We start from the raw sequence: 17505 nt of genomic DNA, 5'->3' as shown, positions 1-17505 counted from the left end.
GGGCTCTTACCGGCTTGGCGGAAGGTGCCGATGGTGCACCGAAGTGGCGTTTTCTGTTATTCCCGGTCCGGGCGCGGTTTCCCCCGTGGCGAACACGCTCCACAAGTCTGGGTCAGCCACGTAGCATCAAAGTACGTCGTAGCTAGGAGTGTGGCGAAATGTTTGAGCGATTTACGGACCGTGCCCGTCGCGTAGTTGTGCTTGCCCAAGAAGAGGCACGCATGCTGAACCACAATTACATCGGTACCGAACACATCCTCTTGGGTCTGATCCATGAGGGTGAGGGTGTTGCCGCCAAAGCTCTTGAGTCCTTGAGCATTTCGCTCGACGGCGTTCGCGAGCAGGTGCAGGAGATCATCGGACAGGGCCAGCAGGCGCCGTCCGGACATATCCCCTTCACCCCCCGCGCCAAGAAGGTGCTGGAGCTCTCGCTCCGCGAAGCCCTCCAGCTGGGCCACAACTACATCGGCACGGAGCATATCCTGCTGGGCCTCATCCGCGAGGGTGAGGGTGTTGCGGCCCAGGTGCTGGTCAAGCTCGGCGCCGACCTCAACCGGGTCCGCCAGCAGGTCATCCAGCTCCTGTCGGGCTACCAAGGCAAGGAAACCACCGGCGCCGGCGTCGGCTCGGGCCAGCCTGAAGGTGCCCCGGCGGGATCTGTTGTCCTGGACCAGTTCGGCCGCAACCTGACCCAGGCTGCCCGCGAGAACAAGCTGGACCCGGTCATCGGACGCGAGCAGGAGATGGAACGCGTCATGCAGGTCCTCTCCCGCCGCACCAAGAACAACCCTGTGCTGATCGGTGAGCCGGGCGTCGGTAAGACGGCCGTCGTCGAGGGCTTGGCCCAGGCGATTGTGCGCGGCGACGTCCCGGAGACCATTCGGGACAAGCAGCTGTACACCCTGGACCTCGGGTCCCTGGTGGCAGGCTCCCGTTACCGTGGTGACTTCGAAGAGCGCCTGAAGAAGGTCCTCAAGGAAATCCGCACCCGCGGTGACATCATCCTCTTCATCGACGAGATCCACACCCTCGTGGGTGCCGGTGCCGCCGAAGGTGCCATCGATGCTGCGTCCATCCTGAAGCCCATGCTGGCCCGCGGCGAACTGCAGACCATTGGTGCCACCACGCTGGACGAGTACCGCAAGCACATCGAGAAGGATGCCGCCCTGGAGCGCCGCTTCCAGCCGATCCAGGTCAAGGAACCCTCCGTGGCGCACGCCATCGAGATCCTCAAGGGCCTGCGTGACCGCTACGAGGCGCACCACCGGGTCACCATTACCGACGGCGCACTGGCCTCCGCCGCCAGCCTCGCCGAGCGCTACATCTCGGACCGCTTCCTCCCGGACAAGGCGATCGACCTGATCGACGAAGCCGGCGCACGGCTGCGCATCCGCCGCATGACCGCTCCGCCCGAGCTCAAGGCCATGGACGAACGCATCGCCAAGCTGAAAATGGAAAAGGAGTCCGCGATTGACGCGCAGGACTTCGAAGGTGCAGCTTCGCTCCGTGACAAGGAGCAGAAGATGATCACCGAGCGCGCAGAGAAGGAACGCCACTGGAAGTCCGGCGGCATGGATGACATCTCCGAGGTGGATGAGGATCTCATCGCCGAGGTGCTGGCCAACTCCACCGGTATCCCCGTGTTCAAGCTGACCGAGGAAGAATCCTCGCGACTGCTGAAGATGGAAGACGAACTGCACAAGCGCGTTGTGGGCCAGAACGAAGCCATCAAGGCGCTGTCCCAGGCAATCCGCCGGACCCGTGCTGGGCTCAAGGACCCCAAGCGCCCGGGCGGCTCGTTCATCTTCGCCGGCCCCACCGGCGTCGGCAAGACCGAGCTCGCCAAGGCACTCGCGGAGTTCCTGTTCGGTGAAGAGGACGCCCTCATCACCCTGGACATGTCCGAGTACTCCGAGAAGCACACCGTCTCGCGGCTCTTCGGTGCTCCTCCGGGCTACGTAGGCTACGAGGAGGGCGGCCAGCTGACCGAGAAGGTCCGGCGTCGTCCCTTCTCCGTGGTGCTGTTCGACGAAGTGGAGAAGGCCCACGCGGACCTCTTCAACTCGCTCCTGCAGATCCTCGAAGACGGCCGCCTGACCGACTCCCAGGGCCGTGTGGTGGACTTCAAGAACACCGTGATCATCATGACCACCAACCTCGGTACCCGGGACATCTCCAAGAGTGTTGCCACCGGCTTCCAGTCCGGCACCGATACGCAGACCGGCTACAACCGGATGCGTGCCCGTGTCACTGAAGAGCTCAAGCAGCACTTCCGCCCAGAGTTCCTGAACCGTGTGGATGACGTTGTGGTGTTCCCGCAGCTCACCCAGGACGAGATCATCGAGATCGTGGACCTCTTTGTCACCCGGCTGGAGAAGCGCCTCAAGGACAAGGACATGGGCATCGAGCTCACGCCCGCCGCCAAGGTGCTCCTCGCAACCCGCGGTTACGACCCCGCCATGGGTGCCCGGCCGCTGCGGCGCACCATCCAGCGCGAGATCGAGGACCAGCTCTCGGAGAAGATCCTGTTCGGCGAGATCCACGCCGGCGACATTGTCGTAGTGGACGTGGAAGGCGACGGCGACGACGCCAAATTCACGTTCGCCGGCAACGCCAAGCCGCGCATCCCGGAAATCGCTCCGAGCGTCTAAGAACTACCGAAAGGCCCCGCCCGCTCCACAAGAGCAGGCGGGGCCTTCCGCTTTGCCCCTCCCGTCGAAAAGGTCCCGTCCGGCTGCCACCGGGCTGGAGTCCATGCCGTGGTTACGTCCGCTGACGGCCATCAGAGATATCCCGGCGCCTGCTCGTTCCTCGCTTTGACGGCGCCTACATAAATCCCTGATGACCGGCACCTCTTGCCCATTGGTACCCAGCCGCGCCCTGTCCGGTGCCCGCAGCAGCATCAGTGCTTCGCGTCGATCGGGCACGGTGAGCGTCACCGTCGGCCTTTGTGATGTGGGACATAGTCGGGTTGAATCGGGGCATGGCTAACCTGAACCCGGCGATCCCGGACGAGCAACCTTTGACCCCTTTCCATGACCTGGACCATTACCTCTCCATACCGCGGGTAAGTGGGCTGGTGATGAGCCCTGACGGCCGGCGGCTGGTTACAACCGTGGCCACCCTTAACGGCAAGGGAACCGAATTTGGCACCGCCCTGTGGGAGCTCGATCCTGCAGGGCAGAAGCAGGCGCGCCGCATCACGCGCAGCGCCAAGGGCGAGGCCGGAGCGGCGTTCGCAGCCAACGGTGACGTCTACTTCACCTCAGCCCGGCCCGACCCAGCCAGCCCCGAAGGCGACCCCGTCAATGCCCTGTGGCTCCTTCCCGCAGACGGCGGCGAAGCCCGGGTGGTGCTTAACCGTCCCGGCGGCGTCGGTGCTGTGAGGACAGCCACAGCAGCGGACGCGACGTTCGCTGTAGCGGAGGTCTTGGCAGGCTCGGCCGATGAAGATGACGACGCCGAGCGGCGGAAGTCGCGCAAGGACAATAAAGTCTCCGCCATCCTGCACAGCGAGTATCCGGTGCGTTACTGGGACGCGGACCTCGGGCCCGGCCAGCCGCGGATCTTCGCCGTCGAGCCCGGAAAAGAAAGGGACCCCGGCAAACCCGGCACTGTGGACACCACTGCGCCGTTGAGCCTCCGGAACCTCACACCGGATGCAGGTTCGCGGCTGCGGGAGGCGGAAATTGCTGTCAGCCCCGACGGCCGGACCATTTACGCGAGCTACACCAAACCGCTCGCCAAGGCGGACAGCCGCTCCGTCCTGGTGGCCGTTGACGTGGCCTCCGGCAATACCACGGTGCTCCTGGACCGTGAGGGCATGAGTTACTACCCCGGCCCGGTCAGCCCGGACGGCAACACCCTGGTGGTGGTGAGCGAGAGCGACACCACTCCACGCGAGGCACCACAGGTAAAGCTGCACCTCCTGGATGTCTCCGGCGCTTCCACCTCCGGCACTGGGCAGCTGACACCCCTGGCCCACGGCTGGGACCGCTGGGGCAAGCCGGCAGCATGGTTGCCAGACGGTTCCGCCCTCCTGGTCACCGCGGACGACGACGGCGCATCGCCGGTTTTCCGGATCAGTGTCCAGGCGTCTGCCGCTGAAGTGAGCGTCACACGGATTACCCAGGACGCGGCCGCCTACACCGACGTCGTGGTTTCGCCTGAGGGGCGCAGCGCGTACGCCCTGCGCAGTTCCTATGAATTCCCGCCGGAGGCCGTGCGCATCGACCTGCTAACCAGTGAGACCACCCGGTTGCCGGCACCGGCGGAACGTCCCAGCCGCCCCGGCAGGCTGGAACGGATTGCGGCGATGGCGGCGGATGGCTCCCGCGTCCCGGCCTACCTTGCGCTGCCTGAGGGTGCGTCTGCGGGCTCCCCGGCGCCGATGCTGCTGTGGATTCATGGCGGACCGCTGGGGTCCTGGAACGCCTGGACCTGGCGCTGGAACCCCTGGCTGCTGACAGCGAAGGGGTACGCGGTGCTCCTGCCGGATCCGGCCCTCTCCACCGGCTATGGCCAGAACTACATCCAGCGGGGCTGGGGCGAATGGGGTAAAGGCCCGTTTACCGACCTCATGGCCGTGACTGATGCCGCCGTCAACCGCCCTGATATTGACGCGGACCGCATGGCAGCGATGGGCGGTTCCTTCGGTGGCTACATGGCCAACTGGGTTGCGGGGCAGACGGATCGTTTCAAGGCGATAGTGACCCATGCAAGCCTTTGGGCGCTGGACCAGTTCGGCCCCACCACGGACGCCTCGCAGTACTGGCTGAAGGAAATGACTGAAGAAATGGCGCTGGAGAACTCACCGCATCGTCATGTCGAAAAGATCAGCACTCCCATGCTGGTAATCCATGGCGACAAGGATTACCGCGTACCCATTGGGGAAGGCCTGCGTCTCTGGTACGAGCTGCTGTCCAGATCGCAGCTCGCGGCGGATCAGGACGGCCGCACCCCGCACCGGTTCCTGTACTTCCCCGATGAGAACCACTGGGTCCTCCAGCCCCAGCACGCCAAGGTTTGGTACGGCGTCGTGGAGCACTTCCTGGCCCGGAACGTCCTGGACCAGGATGTGCCTCTCCCGGTTGAGTTGGGGCTCTAGTTCTCTTCGGCTGAAGTCCGGCGGGAAGGCAGGGGCAGGGAATCCCGTCAGCGTGGGCCCTCAGCACGCTGCATACATGTCCCGGCCTTCCCGATCTGACCAGGCAATTTATTGAGAGTTTGGGGGCGCCCATCTTTTGTTTGATCTGGTGGCGGCCGTATTTGAGGTGGAAGTAGGCGTAGGAATGCCCAGCTGTGGGAAGTCGGTGACAAAGGGGCTTGCCTTGAGCGAGGTTTCCTCATTGGGAACGGTGCAGGCAATCACCGTAATGGCCCCAACGAAGAAAATCAGCAGGCGAATAACGGTGGTGCGCACGCCTTCGGAATATTGACTGCAGGGGTTGGCGGTTTCGCCTGCGGCCACGCCAGTGAGTTCTGAACCGGAAATAGCGTAAAAACCAGCAAACGCGGTGATGAGCACGCCGGTAATTCCATGGGGGAACAGACCCTGCGGCGGATCGGGGTTTTCGCCCGGGAACGGTAGCCGCTTTCAGCAGGGGAATGAAAGCCGAAAAGTGGTGCGCCGCCCAGGGCAATCAGCCCAAATCACGGCAGCAACTTTTATGAGTGCGAACCAGAACTCCGATTAACCAAAGACGCGTGACGGGATCGCTTTTAGTGCGAACAGGGTTGCCGCAAAAGCAAAGCACCGGATCCAAACATCGATCGACCATGAAGAGTCCCAGTGACACAGCGCAACAAGCAGGAAGGCGCCTCAACGCAATGAGGAGAGTGTCGTCGAACTAGGATTGCTCTGTGACTGACTCCTTCCATATCCGTCCTGCGCGTACTGGCGATGTTTCTGCCATCAAGAGATTGGTGGCGCCGCTGGCAGAGCAACGGATACTGATGGCCAAGGAGACGGTGGCCTACTACGAGAGCCTGCAGGAGTTCCGGATCGCCGAGTCCTCGGACGGAGAGGTCATTGGCTGCGGGGCGCTCCATGTCATGTGGGAAGACCTTGCTGAGGTGCGGACCCTGGCTGCTTCCGAGGACTGGCGGGGAAAGGGCGTGGGCCATGTGCTGGTGGAGAGCCTGCTTGAGGAAGCGCGTGGCCTGGGTGTTGCCCGTGTGTTCTGCCTTACCTTCGAGGTGGACTTTTTCAAGCGTCACGGCTTCGAAGTGATGGCAGACCAGTCAGCCGTGGATCCCGTGGTGTATTCGGAGTTGCTCCGTTCCCATGACGAAGGTGTGGCGGAGTTCCTGGACCTCGCGAGAGTGAAGCCCAATACCCTCGGAAACACCCGCATGATCAAGTTCCTCTGACCGGAATCGTCCAGCGGGAGGTTGGGGACAAATGCGCTTCCCAGCACGTCATTTTGGATGTTTTTTGGCCAGCGCCATTACGGACGGCCTTCTCGTCAGCACATGCTGTATGCGGGAGCTATCCATTGACCGGAGGAGCGCATCGCACGGGTGGGGCGCAGGCCTTTCGTTCTTCACGGTAGGCATCATGGCCCCGCCGGCCGCCCACCTGGTTCCAGCGGCCACCGACGCGGCGCGCGCCGCGCTCAGACCTACGGCACGGGCGGAACCGCAGTAACCCGCACGGCCACGTGTCCTCGCCCGAGCTGGCAGCCACAGCATGGCCGGAATCGGTGGGGGGCGCGCCTCCGGAGCGGAGCTGGACCCCAAGAACCTGTTCCGCCACGCCGCGGTCCCGACGCCCGCTGAATTAGTGCGAACATCGCCTGACCAGCACTTTCTTTTACTCGATTTGATGGATAAACTGACTAAGGCCGGGAGGGGGCCCAGGGAAAGGGACAGTCATTGGGGGGCTGTCCCTTTTCTGTATCCGCAGGTCGGGAACCCTACCGCCGCCCCGCCGGCCGGTAGTAGGGTCGGGATTGTCATCCTCCAGGAAGCAGACCAGGAGTACCATGAAAAAGCTCATCAATGATCCGAAGTCGGTAGTTGACGAATCTGTGCAGGGCTTCGGCCAGGCACATGCAGACCTCGTCACCGTCAGCGCAGATCCCGCCTTCATCACGCGCAAGGACGCGCCGGTCAGCGGGAAAGTAGGCCTCGTCTCGGGCGGCGGCAGCGGCCATGAGCCGCTCCACGCCGGCTTCGTAGGGCGTGGCATGCTCGACGCCGCCGTGCCGGGGGCGGTGTTCACCTCGCCCACGCCGGACCAAATCCTCCCGGCGACGCTCGCCGTTGACTCTGGTGCCGGCGTCGTGCATATCGTCAAGAACTACACCGGCGACGTCCTGAACTTTGAAACGGCGGCCGAACTCGCCGAAGCGGAAGGGGTCAACGTCCGCACGGTCCTGGTCAACGATGACGTTGCCGTGGAGGATTCGCTGTATACGGCAGGCCGGCGCGGAGTGGGCGGGACGGTGTTGGTGGAAAAGATCGCCGGAGCCGCCGCCGAGCGCGGCGACGGCCTGGACGTTGTGGCTGCCATCGGCGAACGGGTCAACAGCAACGTCCGCACCATGGGCGTTGCGTTGAGCGCCTGCACGGTACCCCACGCCGGCTCACCCAGCTTCGATCTGGCCGAGGATGAAATCGAGATCGGCATCGGAATCCACGGTGAGCCGGGCAGGCACCGTATCCCCATGGAAAATGCTGATGGCATCACGGACCGCCTGTTGGGGCCGGTGCTCGCCGACCTGGGAATCAGCTCCGGGGACAAAGTGCTGCTGTTCGTTAACGGAATGGGCGGAACCCCCCTGAGTGAGCTGTACATTGTTTACCGGCGGGCCGCGCAAGTGCTGGCGGACAGGGGGGCCGCCGTCGAGCGGTCCCTGGTGGGGAACTACATCACCGCCCTCGAGATGCAGGGTTGCTCCATCTCGGTGCTGCGCCTGGACGACGAATTGACCGAACTGTGGGACGCGCCGGTGCATACGGCAGCACTGCGCTGGGGCGTGTAGCTGTGGTCCTGGACGTCAACTGGACGGTGAAGTGGCTGACCCTTTGCGCGCAGGCGATGGCGGAGCACAGGGTGGAGCTGATCGAGCTGGACCGCGCCATCGGGGATTCTGATCACGGCGAAAACATGGACCGCGGCTTCCAGGCTGTCCTGGACAAGCTGTCCGAATCCCCGCCCGAAACGCCCGGAGCCGCCCTGAAACTCACGGCAATGACCCTGATGTCCAAAGTGGGCGGGGCCGCCGGTCCGCTCTACGGAACGGCATTCCTGCGGGCGGCGACGTCCCTCGGGGACTCCCCGGAAATCGCTCCTGCCGCCTGGGCAGGTGCCCTGACTGCCGCGCGGGACGGGATCGTGGCCCGCGGAAAGGCGGAACCAGGGGACAAAACCATGGTTGATGCCTGGACACCGGCGGCAGAGGCAGCCAGTCAGGCTGCCGCAAACAGCAGCCCGGATGCCTTGACTGTTCTGGTCGCGGCAGCAGAGGCCGCCGAAGCCGGAGCCGTGGCAACCGATCCGCTGATAGCCCGGAAGGGACGCGCAAGCTACCTCGGGGAGCGAAGCGCCGGGCACCGCGACCCCGGAGCTGCCTCCAGTGCACTGATTCTCCGCGCGGCCGTGAAGGCGGCTGCGTGACCGTCAGCATCGTGGTGGTCTCCCACAGCGAAAAGATCGCCGACGGCGCCGTGGAGCTCGCCGCGCAGATGGCGCCGGACGTTGTGCTTCTGCCGGCAGGGGGCACCATGGACGGCCGTATCGGTACCAGCCTGGAAAAGGTTCTGGCGGCGCTGGACAAAGTGGCCAGCGGTGACGGAGCGGTAATCCTCACTGACCTTGGTTCCGCCGTAATGACTGCGGAATCCGCACTGGAATTCGCGGAGAACGAGTCGGCCATAGTGCTGGCGGACGCGCCCCTGGTAGAGGGGCTCGTGGCTGCCGCCGTGGCTGCACAGGGCGGCGGTGACGTGGAGGCGGTGAAACGGGCGGCGGAAGCCGTGGGCGGGCCCGCGCCGCAGGCCGGGAGCCCGGGGCTGCAGGAGGTCGGGGAAGGCTCTGTCACCGGTTCCGGTCCCGATTACACGGGGGACTTCGAGCTCGTCAACCAGGCCGGTATGCACGCCCGGCCCGCCGCGAAAATCGCCGGCGGCTTGTCATCGCTGGATGCCGAAGTGCAGGTCAACGGGGTTGACGGTGCCTCCATGACCGCGCTCATGACGCTGGCGGCGGGCAAGGGTTCCGTGCTGCACGTGGAAGCATGGGGAGCGGACGCGGAACGCGCGGTGAACTACGTGGGCGGGCTGGTGCAGGCAGGCTTCGGCGAGCAGTAGCTGCGTGGACTTTGAGAATGAAGGCCGGCCGGTGTGTTCCCCACCCTGCAGAGGCTTCGGCGAATATGCTCGATGCCATGGAACGGCTCCACCTTGATGACAACTCCCCGGATATTGAAGTGCTGGAGGGGCAGCTGTCAGTTGAGGAACTCCTGGCGGAGCTGGGCTTCGAGTGGCGGCCCGAGTCAGCGTCCGGGGAGTTCGCTGACGAAGAAGCGGTGGAGCAGGGCTTCAGCCAGCCGGCGCTGTTTTAGCGCCAGTCCTGCTCGTGCAGGCCATCGGCGTCGAGCAGCACCGATGCGGCAATGAACCTGCCGCATTGCTCACCAAACAGGTAGTCGCCGCGGGGGCGGAAGTCCAAGGCCTGCACGGGCAGGGGGGATCCGTCCGGGGCAGTTGCGGATGCGGTCACCGACATGGCTGATTCGGTGAGGGTTTGCAGGAACAGGCTGGCGAATTTCGTTCCGTCGGGGAAAGCGGTGGCAGAGCAGAAGCCTTCCGGGGTGCAGCCCTGGTCAATCGAGGCGCTGCCGGGGTGGAGTTCCACGCGATCTTCGGTGCACTCGCCGTCCTGGCAGGCCTTCAGGCGCAGCGCTGCCACCTGCGGTGCGTAGCCGGCTGAAACCGTGACTGACACGGCGGTGGCTTGTGCGATGGCCGGGCAGGGAACCGCTCCCGACCCGGGTCCGCACGCAGAGGCCAGTCCCGCCGTCGTAATCAACGCTAAAAGCAGCCCTGGCTTGCCCATACTTCAGGGTACGGCCGGGGCGGTGCCTCCCCGACGCCAGCGGCGAAGTGATGCAAACATCGTTATCCTGGCGCCCTCATGCCAGCGGGAAGATGCCGATGCACCAGCAACGCCGTGTCCGGGCGGGCGCTCAGGCGGGAAGCCGGTACCCGCCGCCGTGCAGCTCCGCGAGGCCGTCGGCAAGCAGGCCAGCGAGGGCCCGTTCCAGCTGCTCAGGAGCAGAATTCAACCTGTGCAGGGCGCCCAGCGGTACGCCAATCCCTGCCGGCGCAAAGCCCAGGTCGGCCGGCTCCCGCTGGAACATCTCCGGCGGCACCGGCGCCTCGGCCTCACGCAGCACGGCCAGCACGGCTCCGCGGACCTGGCGGTCAGTGCCGTGCCAGGCCTGGCCCTTAGGCACGTACGACGGCGGCGGCTCGCCTGCTGCCCGCCACGCACAGGAGTCCCTAACCGGGCAGTCGCCGCACTTGGGTGCGCGGGCTATGCAGATCAGCGCCCCCAACTCCATCACCGCAGCGTTCCAGCGGACCGACGTGCCGTCGTCGTTCGGCAGGAGCTGGGCGGCGAGCCGCATTTCTGCCGCGGTGAGCGCAGGGGCAGGAAGGGCGGCCCCGGTAACAAGCCTGGCGTGGACCCGCCTGATGTTGGTGTCCACCACCGTTTCACGGCATCCGTAGGCGAAGGCGGCCACTGCCGACGCCGTATAACTGCCCACGCCGGGCAGAGCCAGCAGGTCGGCGTAGTTGTCCGGAACCTTGCCGCCGTGGTCCTGGACGATGGCCGCTGCTGCTGCGTGCAGCCGCAGCGCCCGCCGCGGGTAACCCAGCCGGCCCCAGGAACGAACTGCCTCTCCCGCAGGTTCACCCGCGAGGCCCGCCGGTGTGGGCCAGCGCTTCATCCACTCCAGCCAAACGGGCAGCACGCGGACCACGGGGGTTTGCTGCAGCATGATTTCGCTGACCAGCACACCCCAGGGAGAACATTCAGGTTTACGCCAAGGGAGGTCCCGGGCAATTTCCGCGAACCAGCTGTTAATCCGGCCGTGCAGCATCTGTAGTTCCGCCCCGGCTGGAACGGGGATAGGCAAGGTGGTAGCGGCTTGAGTATCGATCCCAACACTGTAATTGATCCGCCTGCAGGGCCGGAAACGTGATGTGACAAGAGCGTTTGCCGGGCGGCGGCGTGGTGGCGGAGCAGATCAGCGCCCGTTCTCTAGCCTAGAAGGATGGGCAGGCAAGGCAATTCAGCATCACGTGGCAGGGCGACTACATCCGGTTCCAGCTCCGTCCGCAAGCCGAGTCCCGCTGTATACCGCAGGCGCCGGCTGTTCTTGGCTGCGGCGTTGCTGATGGTGATCGCACTGATTGCAGGAAGCTTCGCCCTGGCCGGGGCTTTGAGCGGCAAGTCCGAACAGGCGTCGTCCACGGACGGTGCCGGGGCAACAGCGTCCGTTAGTCCCTCCACCCAGCCGTCGCCGTCGGCCTCGGCTCCGGAGCCTACACCCACGCCATCGGCCACCCCTTCCTGCAACCAAAACCTCGTGACGGTCTCCGCCTCTACGGACAAGGCCGCTTACGGGCCGGAAGAAAAGCCGATGCTCACCCTCAAGGTGACCAACGGCGGCACCATGCCCTGCGAGGTCAATATCGGAACGTCGCAGATGGAGTTCCTGGTGACGAGCGGCGCGGACCGCATCTTCTCGTCCCGGGACTGCCAGGCAAAGAGCGAAGACCTGGTGAAAATCATCGCGCCCGGTGCCAGCGAGACCGCCAACTTCCCGTGGTCACGAAACCGCAGCGTTGAAGGCTGCCAGTCCGTGGAAGCCAAGCCCGGAGGCGGCGGGGCGTACTACATCTTTACGGCGAAACTTGGCTCCAAGGCGAGCCCCAAGGCAGTTTTCCAGCTGATCTGACGAGCCTGCCAGGCTCCTAGAGGAAGCGGTCCAGCAGGCTTGCTTCTGCCATCCGGCTCAGGCCTTCCCTCACGGTGCGGGCGCGCTGGTCGCCGATACCGTCCACGGTCATGAGGTCGTCAATGGTGGCTGCCATCAGGAACTGCAGCCCGCCGAAGTGGTCCACCAAGCGGTCCGCGACAGCTTTCGGAACTGCCTTCAGTCCCGAGAGAAGGCGGTAACCGCGGGGCTGCACCACGGCGTCCAGGTTTGCCTCGCCGCCCGCGAAGCCGACAATTCCGGAAATTTTTCCGAGGTCTATCAGCTCGGTGGGTCCCAGGTTTACCAGGGCGCTGACGGCCTTTTCGATGTCTTCGGGGGAAGCGTTCGGCGAAGCGTAGTCGCGGATGATGACATCGCTTCCGGGGCCGCGGCCCACCGTGAGCTCATCGAGCTGGAGGGAGAGGAGACGGCCGTCTTCGCCCAGTTCCAGGACGTACTGGGAGATTTCCTCTGAGATGCGGCGGACCATTTCCTGCCGCTGCAGGGTGACGGCCACATCCCGAACGGTCACCATCGCTTCGATTTCCAAAGCGGACAGCGAGCTGGTGACCTGGTCCAGGCGGGAGCGGTAGCGCTCCAGAGTGGCCAGTGCCTGGTTGGCGCGCGCCAGGACCTTCTCCGAACCCTCCAGGACGTGCCGAAGGCCATTGACGTACAGGGCAATGATCTGCATGGACTGGCTGACGGAGATGACGGGCACGCCGGTCTGGATGGCCACCCGCTCGGCCGTGCGGTGGCGGGTACCGGACTCCTGGGTTTCGATGCTGGAGTCCGGGACCAGCTGCACTGCTGCGCGGAGGATATTGCCGGCGTCCTTGTCACAGATGATTGCCCCGTCCATCTTGGCAAGCTCGCGCAGGCGGGTGGGGGAGAAATCGATCCCGATGTCGAAGCCGCCGGAGCAGATGGAGTCGATGGTCCGGTCCGAGCCCAGCACGATCAGGGCGCCGGTACGGCCCCGGAGGATGCGCTCAAGGCCGTCCCGGAGCGGAGTTCCGGGTGCCACTCTGCCCAGAGTTGCCCTCAGGGATTCTTCGGGGCTCCGCGCCATAAGGTGTTCCCTTCACAGTTGCGGACGTTCGCCCGCAGGAATGCCGGCTTTGCCGCTTGGCCGGCAGGATCAAAAAGTACTCATTTCCCGCAAGCTCAATGATAGGGGTAACAAACACCAAGTTCCGCACGGACAAGCCCTAAAGTGCCCCATGGGTGCCCTTCACGAAGTGGGGCAGGAACGCGTCCGACGGCGGGTGGCGGCAAGGCACTTTGGTGAAATATAACGCCGCCCGGCATGCCAACTGAGCCGACGAGTGGAAGGCAAGCAGGGTGGCGGCTGTCTAGTTTCGATTCGCTTGTGATGTAGGCGGTGCCGCTGGGTTAGGACGGGCGAGTGCTCCGAACCAGACGCCGGCCATCACCAAGGCTGCACCGAGGACGGCCGGAACCGTTACTGGTTCGTTGATGAGCAACGCCGCCAGAACCATGGTGACCACGGGGAACAGGACGAACATGTACGAGGTCGCGGACGAGGTCCAGGTTCGCACCACAAGGAGGACCAGGACGAACAAACCTACTGATCCTGGAACCACCAAGTACACCAGGGCCGCAGTCACATCGGGCTGGGCTGGCAGGACCCATATTTCGTCGGCCGAGGCGGACAGGATGGCTAGCAGGCCTGCGGCGATGAGCATGGCTACCGCGTTGGTCATCGCGGGGTGGTTGCCGGACAGGCGCTTGCCCAAAATGATGCCCTGGCTGATGGACAGGGTAGCGCCGAGCATGGCAATCACTGCTTCCGGCGGGGCGCTGATCCCGCGTGACGCAAGGACCATCCATGCGATACCGCAGAGGGCGAGCACCGAGCCTGCCAGCGCCCGCACTGTCAATTGCTCAAGCCGCTGGGCCGCTGCCAGGAGCAGAGTTGCCAACGGGACCCCGGCCATAACAACAGCAGCGGAACCGGCAGTGGCCAACGTCAGTGCCCAGTACATCAAGGCATACGGAATGGCGAAGGCTAGGGCGCCGTAAGCAGCCGTCAGGGCCAGGAGCCGGCCACGCGGCCAGCGAAGGCGCAGGATGAGGGCAAATATGACAAACAGCGCTGCGGCCAGGCCAAAGCGCAGGGCCGCGCCCCAAAACGGCGCCAGTTCCTGGTTACTCAACCGGACCGCGACGAAGTTGGCCGCGCCCAGGAGGACCGACACGCTGAAGGCGGCCAGCGCCAGCGGCGGGACACGCCGGGAGGTTGCCATCGGCCGCCCTGCCGTTCTCTGTTGTGGACAAAACCTCGGCGGTATCCAACGTGCCGCCGTAGTCCTGACAGTCAGGTTCTCTCAGGGTAGCCTTCCTGCTCAGCATCCGCTGCGGATCCTGCATGACTCCTGAGCGACTCCAGGCGGAGTGCTTCATCGTCCGTGACCGACGGCCTGCGGCTTCGCGGTTGCGCCGTTGACGGGGGCTTGACCCAGCAGACAGCCCTTGCGGCTGCCCGGCACACTTCCCGGGTGTTAAGCAGGGCCCGCAGCGGAGCCCCAAGCTGCGATAAACTTGGAACTTGGCTGTCCGCCAGCCCGTCTCCCCTGCAGCCTGTCCAATGCCAGGGGCAGCCCATACCGCAGCGAAAGTAGCACCGTGTCCCAAGATGTCCTCACACCCGCCCGGATCTCGGAGATTCACAAAGAAGCGGGCCGGCGTCGGACCTTTGCCGTCATTTCCCATCCCGATGCCGGCAAGTCCACGCTGACTGAGGCGCTGGCCCTGCACGCCAAGGTGATCGGCACCGCCGGCGCCTCCAGCGGCAAGGCCAACCGCAAAGAAACAGTTTCGGACTGGATGCAGATGGAAAAGGACCGCGGCATCTCCATCAGCTCCGCGGCGCTGCAGTTCTCCTACCGGGACACCGTCATCAACCTCCTGGACACCCCCGGCCACGCTGACTTCTCCGAGGACACCTACCGGGTCCTCGCCGCCGTCGACTGTGCTGTGATGCTCGTGGACGCGGCCAAGGGCCTGGAAACCCAGACCATGAAACTGTTCGAGGTCTGCAAGCAACGGAACCTGCCCATCATCACCGTCATCAACAAATGGGACCGGCCCGGCCTGGACGCGCTGGCCCTGATGGACGAGATCACCGAACGCACGGGGTTGCAGCCCATGCCCCTTACCTGGGCGGTGGGAATTTCCGGGGACTTCCGCGGCGTCTGGGACCTCCGCAACGACCGTTTCGCCCGCTTCCAGCGCAACAACGCCGGCGCGCAGATCGCCATCACCAAGTACTTCACCCCGGAGGAAGCGGCGGAGAGCCAGGGCAGCAACTGGACGGACGCAGTGGACGAGGCAGGACTGGTGATTGAATCGAACCTGGAGTTCGACGTCGAAAGCTTCCACGCCGGAAAGGCCACCCCCATCCTGTTCAGCTCCGCCGCGCTGAACTTCGGCGTCAAGGAACTGCTGGACGCGCTGGTTGACTTCGCCCCGCCGGCAGCCCCGCGGCCGGACGTGGACGGCACCCCGCGTCCGGTGGCATCGCCGTTCTCCGGATTCGTCTTCAAGGTACAGGCCGGCATGAACAAGGCCCACCGCGACCACGTTGCCTTTATCCGCGTCTGCTCCGGCGTGTTCGAGCGCGGGATGGTGGTCACCCAGACCCGCACCGGCAAGTCCTTTGCCACCAAGTACGCGCAGCAGGTGTTCGGCCGCGAACGCGAAGTGATCGACGAGGCCTACCCCGGCGACGTGGTGGGCCTGGTCAACGCGTCCTCACTGCGCGTGGGGGACAGCCTGTTCCTCGAGGACCCGGTGGAATACCCCGCGATCCCGCTGTTCGCTCCGGAGCACTTCCAGGTTGCACGTTCCAAGGACCCGAGCAAATTCAAGCAGTTCCGCCGTGGCATCGAGCAGCTCGAGCACGAGGGCGTGATCCAGGTGCTCCGCTCCGACGTCCGCGGAGACCAGGCGCCAGTGCTTGCCGCCGTCGGGCCCATGCAGTTCGAAGTGGTGGAGGACCGGATGGCTCACGACTTCAGCGCCCCCATGCGGCTGGAGCGCCTGCCTTACTCGCTGGCCAGGATTTCGACGGCGGATGCCATGCCGGCGCTCGCCAACGTACCGGGCGCCGAGGTGCTCCTGCGGTCCGACGGCGAGTACCTGGCCTTGTTCAATGATGTTTGGGCCCTCCGCCGGATCGAAAAAAATCATCCGGACCTCACCCTTGTGCCCATCGGTACACACAACCCCGCAAAGTAGGAACCGTGAACGCAGTTCAACCTGGCGCAGTTCAACCTGGCGCAGTTCAACCCCGTGCGCTGATCACGGGTGCCGGCACCATCAATCCGCTAGGTTCGTCTGTAGCCGAAACCTGGTCGGCCCTGGTGGCCGGAAAGTCCGGCATTGCACCGCTCGAGGAGGACTGGGCGGAACAGCTGCCAGTCAAGATTGCGGGACAGGTCACGAATGATCTCTCCGAGCATCTCAGCACACGTGAGATGAAGCGCATGGACCGCTGCGGGCAGCTGGCGCTCATCGCTGCCAGGGAAGCCTGGAAGCAGGCCGGCTCCCCTGAGGTGGATCCCGAACGCTTCGCCGTCGTGATCGGCTCTGCGTACGGCGGGCTGGGCTCCACCCTGGAGCAGGACCGTACCCTTGCCGAATCCGGCCCCCGCAAGGTGTCACCGCACACCCTTACGCGCCTTATGGTCAACGGTCCGGCTGCCTGGGTCTCCATCGACCTCGGCGCCCGCGGCGGTGCCCGGACGCCGGTGAGCGCCTGTGCCTCCGGGGCAGAGGCGATTGTCCAGGCAGCGGAGATGATCCGCTCCGGAGCAGCCGACGTCGTTATTGCCGGTGGAGTCGACGCCTCGATCAACGACCTCGTCATCACCGGCTTCTCCCAGATCCGTGCGCTGTCAACCCGCGCGGGGGACCCGCAGCGTGCATCACGGCCGTTCGACGGCGGCCGTGACGGCTTTGTCCTCGCGGAGGGTGCCGGCGTGGTGGTGCTGGAGAGTGAAGAACACGCCCGCGCCCGCGGCGCCGCGGTGCTGGGAGCCATGGCAGGCGGAGCGGTGACGTCGGACGCCAATGACATCGTGGCAGCCGACCCTGCCATGCAGCGGCGGGTCATGCAGAAGGCACTCGAATCGGCAGGCCTCACGGCCCAGGACATCGGGTTTGTGCACGCCCACGCCACGTCAACACCCGTGGGGGACCGGCTCGAGGGCCAAGCCATCAAAGCGATCTTCGGCCCCGGCGTCCCGGTCACCTCCACCAAGGGCCACACCGGCCACCTGCTGGGCGGCGCCGGTGCGCTCGCCGCCGTGGTGGTTCTTGAAGCCCTGCGCACCGGGATGCTGCCCGGGACTCTCAACGTTGAAGAGCTGGACCCTGAGGTGGACCTTAACGTCGTAACCGAAGACGTCCGCCAGCTTCAGCCGGAGAACGCTCCGGCCGGCCTGGTGAACGCCTTCGGCTTCGGCGGGCACAGCGATGCGCT

General features: G+C 65.0%; 15 protein-coding genes. 10 read left to right on the top strand and 5 right to left on the bottom strand.

Translation table 11 applies throughout. The features are described from left to right. The first annotated feature begins 158 nt into the window (after positions 1–158). Positions 159–2651 (top strand): ATP-dependent Clp protease ATP-binding subunit, encoded by a 2493-nt coding sequence (locus AC5RWX_RS18270; RefSeq protein WP_163161328.1) that lies wholly within the window; start codon positions 159–161, stop codon positions 2649–2651. 332 nt (positions 2652–2983) lie between these two features. After that, positions 2984–5107, top strand: a complete 2124-nt coding sequence (locus AC5RWX_RS18265) for a S9 family peptidase (protein ID WP_494097744.1) — start codon at positions 2984–2986, stop codon at positions 5105–5107. A gap of 108 nt (positions 5108–5215) precedes the next feature. Here the strand turns inward: AC5RWX_RS18265 and AC5RWX_RS18260 are convergent, their stop codons facing one another. Beyond that, positions 5216–5551, bottom strand: coding sequence for a hypothetical protein (locus AC5RWX_RS18260; protein WP_494097757.1), 336 nt, complete (start codon positions 5549–5551; stop codon positions 5216–5218). 311 nt (positions 5552–5862) lie between these two features. Here AC5RWX_RS18260 and AC5RWX_RS18255 point away from each other — a divergent pair, with 311 nt between their 5' ends. The 5 genes from AC5RWX_RS18255 to AC5RWX_RS18235 all read left to right on the top strand — a co-directional run bounded on the left by AC5RWX_RS18255 (position 5863) and on the right by AC5RWX_RS18235 (position 9569). Continuing rightward, complete coding sequence (locus tag AC5RWX_RS18255) at positions 5863–6372, top strand: amino-acid N-acetyltransferase (protein WP_494097743.1); 510 nt, start codon at positions 5863–5865, stop codon at positions 6370–6372. 614 nt (positions 6373–6986) lie between these two features. After that, entirely contained in the window at positions 6987–7988 is a 1002-nt protein-coding gene (dhaK, locus tag AC5RWX_RS18250) for a dihydroxyacetone kinase subunit DhaK (RefSeq protein WP_494097742.1), read from the top strand. Between the two features lie 2 nt (positions 7989–7990). Beyond that, positions 7991–8623 carry a dihydroxyacetone kinase subunit DhaL gene (gene dhaL / locus AC5RWX_RS18245; RefSeq protein ID WP_494097741.1) on the top strand — a complete coding sequence of 211 codons (633 nt, stop codon included), beginning with the start codon at positions 7991–7993 and terminating at the stop codon, positions 8621–8623. After that, positions 8620–9315 carry a dihydroxyacetone kinase phosphoryl donor subunit DhaM gene (gene dhaM / locus AC5RWX_RS18240; RefSeq protein ID WP_494097740.1) on the top strand — a complete coding sequence of 232 codons (696 nt, stop codon included), beginning with the start codon at positions 8620–8622 and terminating at the stop codon, positions 9313–9315. The genes dhaL and dhaM overlap by 4 nt, the downstream gene beginning before the upstream one ends. Before the next feature lie 77 nt (positions 9316–9392). Next, a complete protein-coding gene (locus AC5RWX_RS18235) occupies positions 9393–9569 on the top strand; it encodes a hypothetical protein (RefSeq protein WP_494097739.1) in 177 nt (58 codons plus the stop codon). Here the strand turns inward: AC5RWX_RS18235 and AC5RWX_RS18230 are convergent. Both AC5RWX_RS18230 and AC5RWX_RS18225 read right to left on the bottom strand, forming a co-directional pair. Next, a complete protein-coding gene (locus AC5RWX_RS18230) occupies positions 9566–9952 on the bottom strand; it encodes a hypothetical protein (protein ID WP_494097738.1) in 387 nt (128 codons plus the stop codon). The genes AC5RWX_RS18235 and AC5RWX_RS18230 overlap by 4 nt on opposite strands. 241 nt (positions 9953–10193) lie before the next feature. Further along, entirely contained in the window at positions 10194–11114 is a 921-nt protein-coding gene (locus AC5RWX_RS18225) for an HhH-GPD family protein (RefSeq protein ID WP_494097756.1), read from the bottom strand. 174 nt (positions 11115–11288) lie between these two features. Here AC5RWX_RS18225 and AC5RWX_RS18220 point away from each other — a divergent pair, with 174 nt between their 5' ends. Continuing rightward, on the top strand, positions 11289–11975 hold the full coding sequence (locus tag AC5RWX_RS18220; protein ID WP_494097737.1) for a hypothetical protein: 687 nt from the start codon (positions 11289–11291) through the stop codon (positions 11973–11975). A 16-nt stretch (positions 11976–11991) separates the two neighbouring features. Here AC5RWX_RS18220 and disA read toward each other — a convergent pair whose 3' ends face one another. Further along, on the bottom strand, positions 11992–13068 hold the full coding sequence (gene disA, locus AC5RWX_RS18215; protein WP_163161345.1) for a DNA integrity scanning diadenylate cyclase DisA: 1077 nt from the start codon (positions 13066–13068) through the stop codon (positions 11992–11994). Positions 13069–13351: 283 nt separating this feature from the next. Continuing rightward, positions 13352–14266: a DMT family transporter gene (locus AC5RWX_RS18210; RefSeq protein WP_494097736.1), complete on the bottom strand. Its 915-nt coding sequence runs from the start codon at positions 14264–14266 to the stop codon at positions 13352–13354. A 379-nt stretch (positions 14267–14645) separates the two neighbouring features. Between AC5RWX_RS18210 and AC5RWX_RS18205 the strand changes: the two genes are divergently transcribed. Continuing rightward, positions 14646–16259, top strand: coding sequence for a peptide chain release factor 3 (locus tag AC5RWX_RS18205; protein WP_494097735.1), 1614 nt, complete (start codon positions 14646–14648; stop codon positions 16257–16259). A gap of 5 nt (positions 16260–16264) precedes the next feature. After that, positions 16265–17505: beta-ketoacyl-[acyl-carrier-protein] synthase family protein (locus AC5RWX_RS18200; RefSeq protein WP_494097734.1), on the top strand; the 1241-nt coding region annotated here is incomplete at its 3' end.

It is taken from the genome of Arthrobacter sp. SPT-J7, from assembly GCF_059089965.1.
The sequence above is the reverse complement of the archived record's forward strand: the minus strand, read 5'-3'. Positions and strand labels throughout refer to the sequence as shown.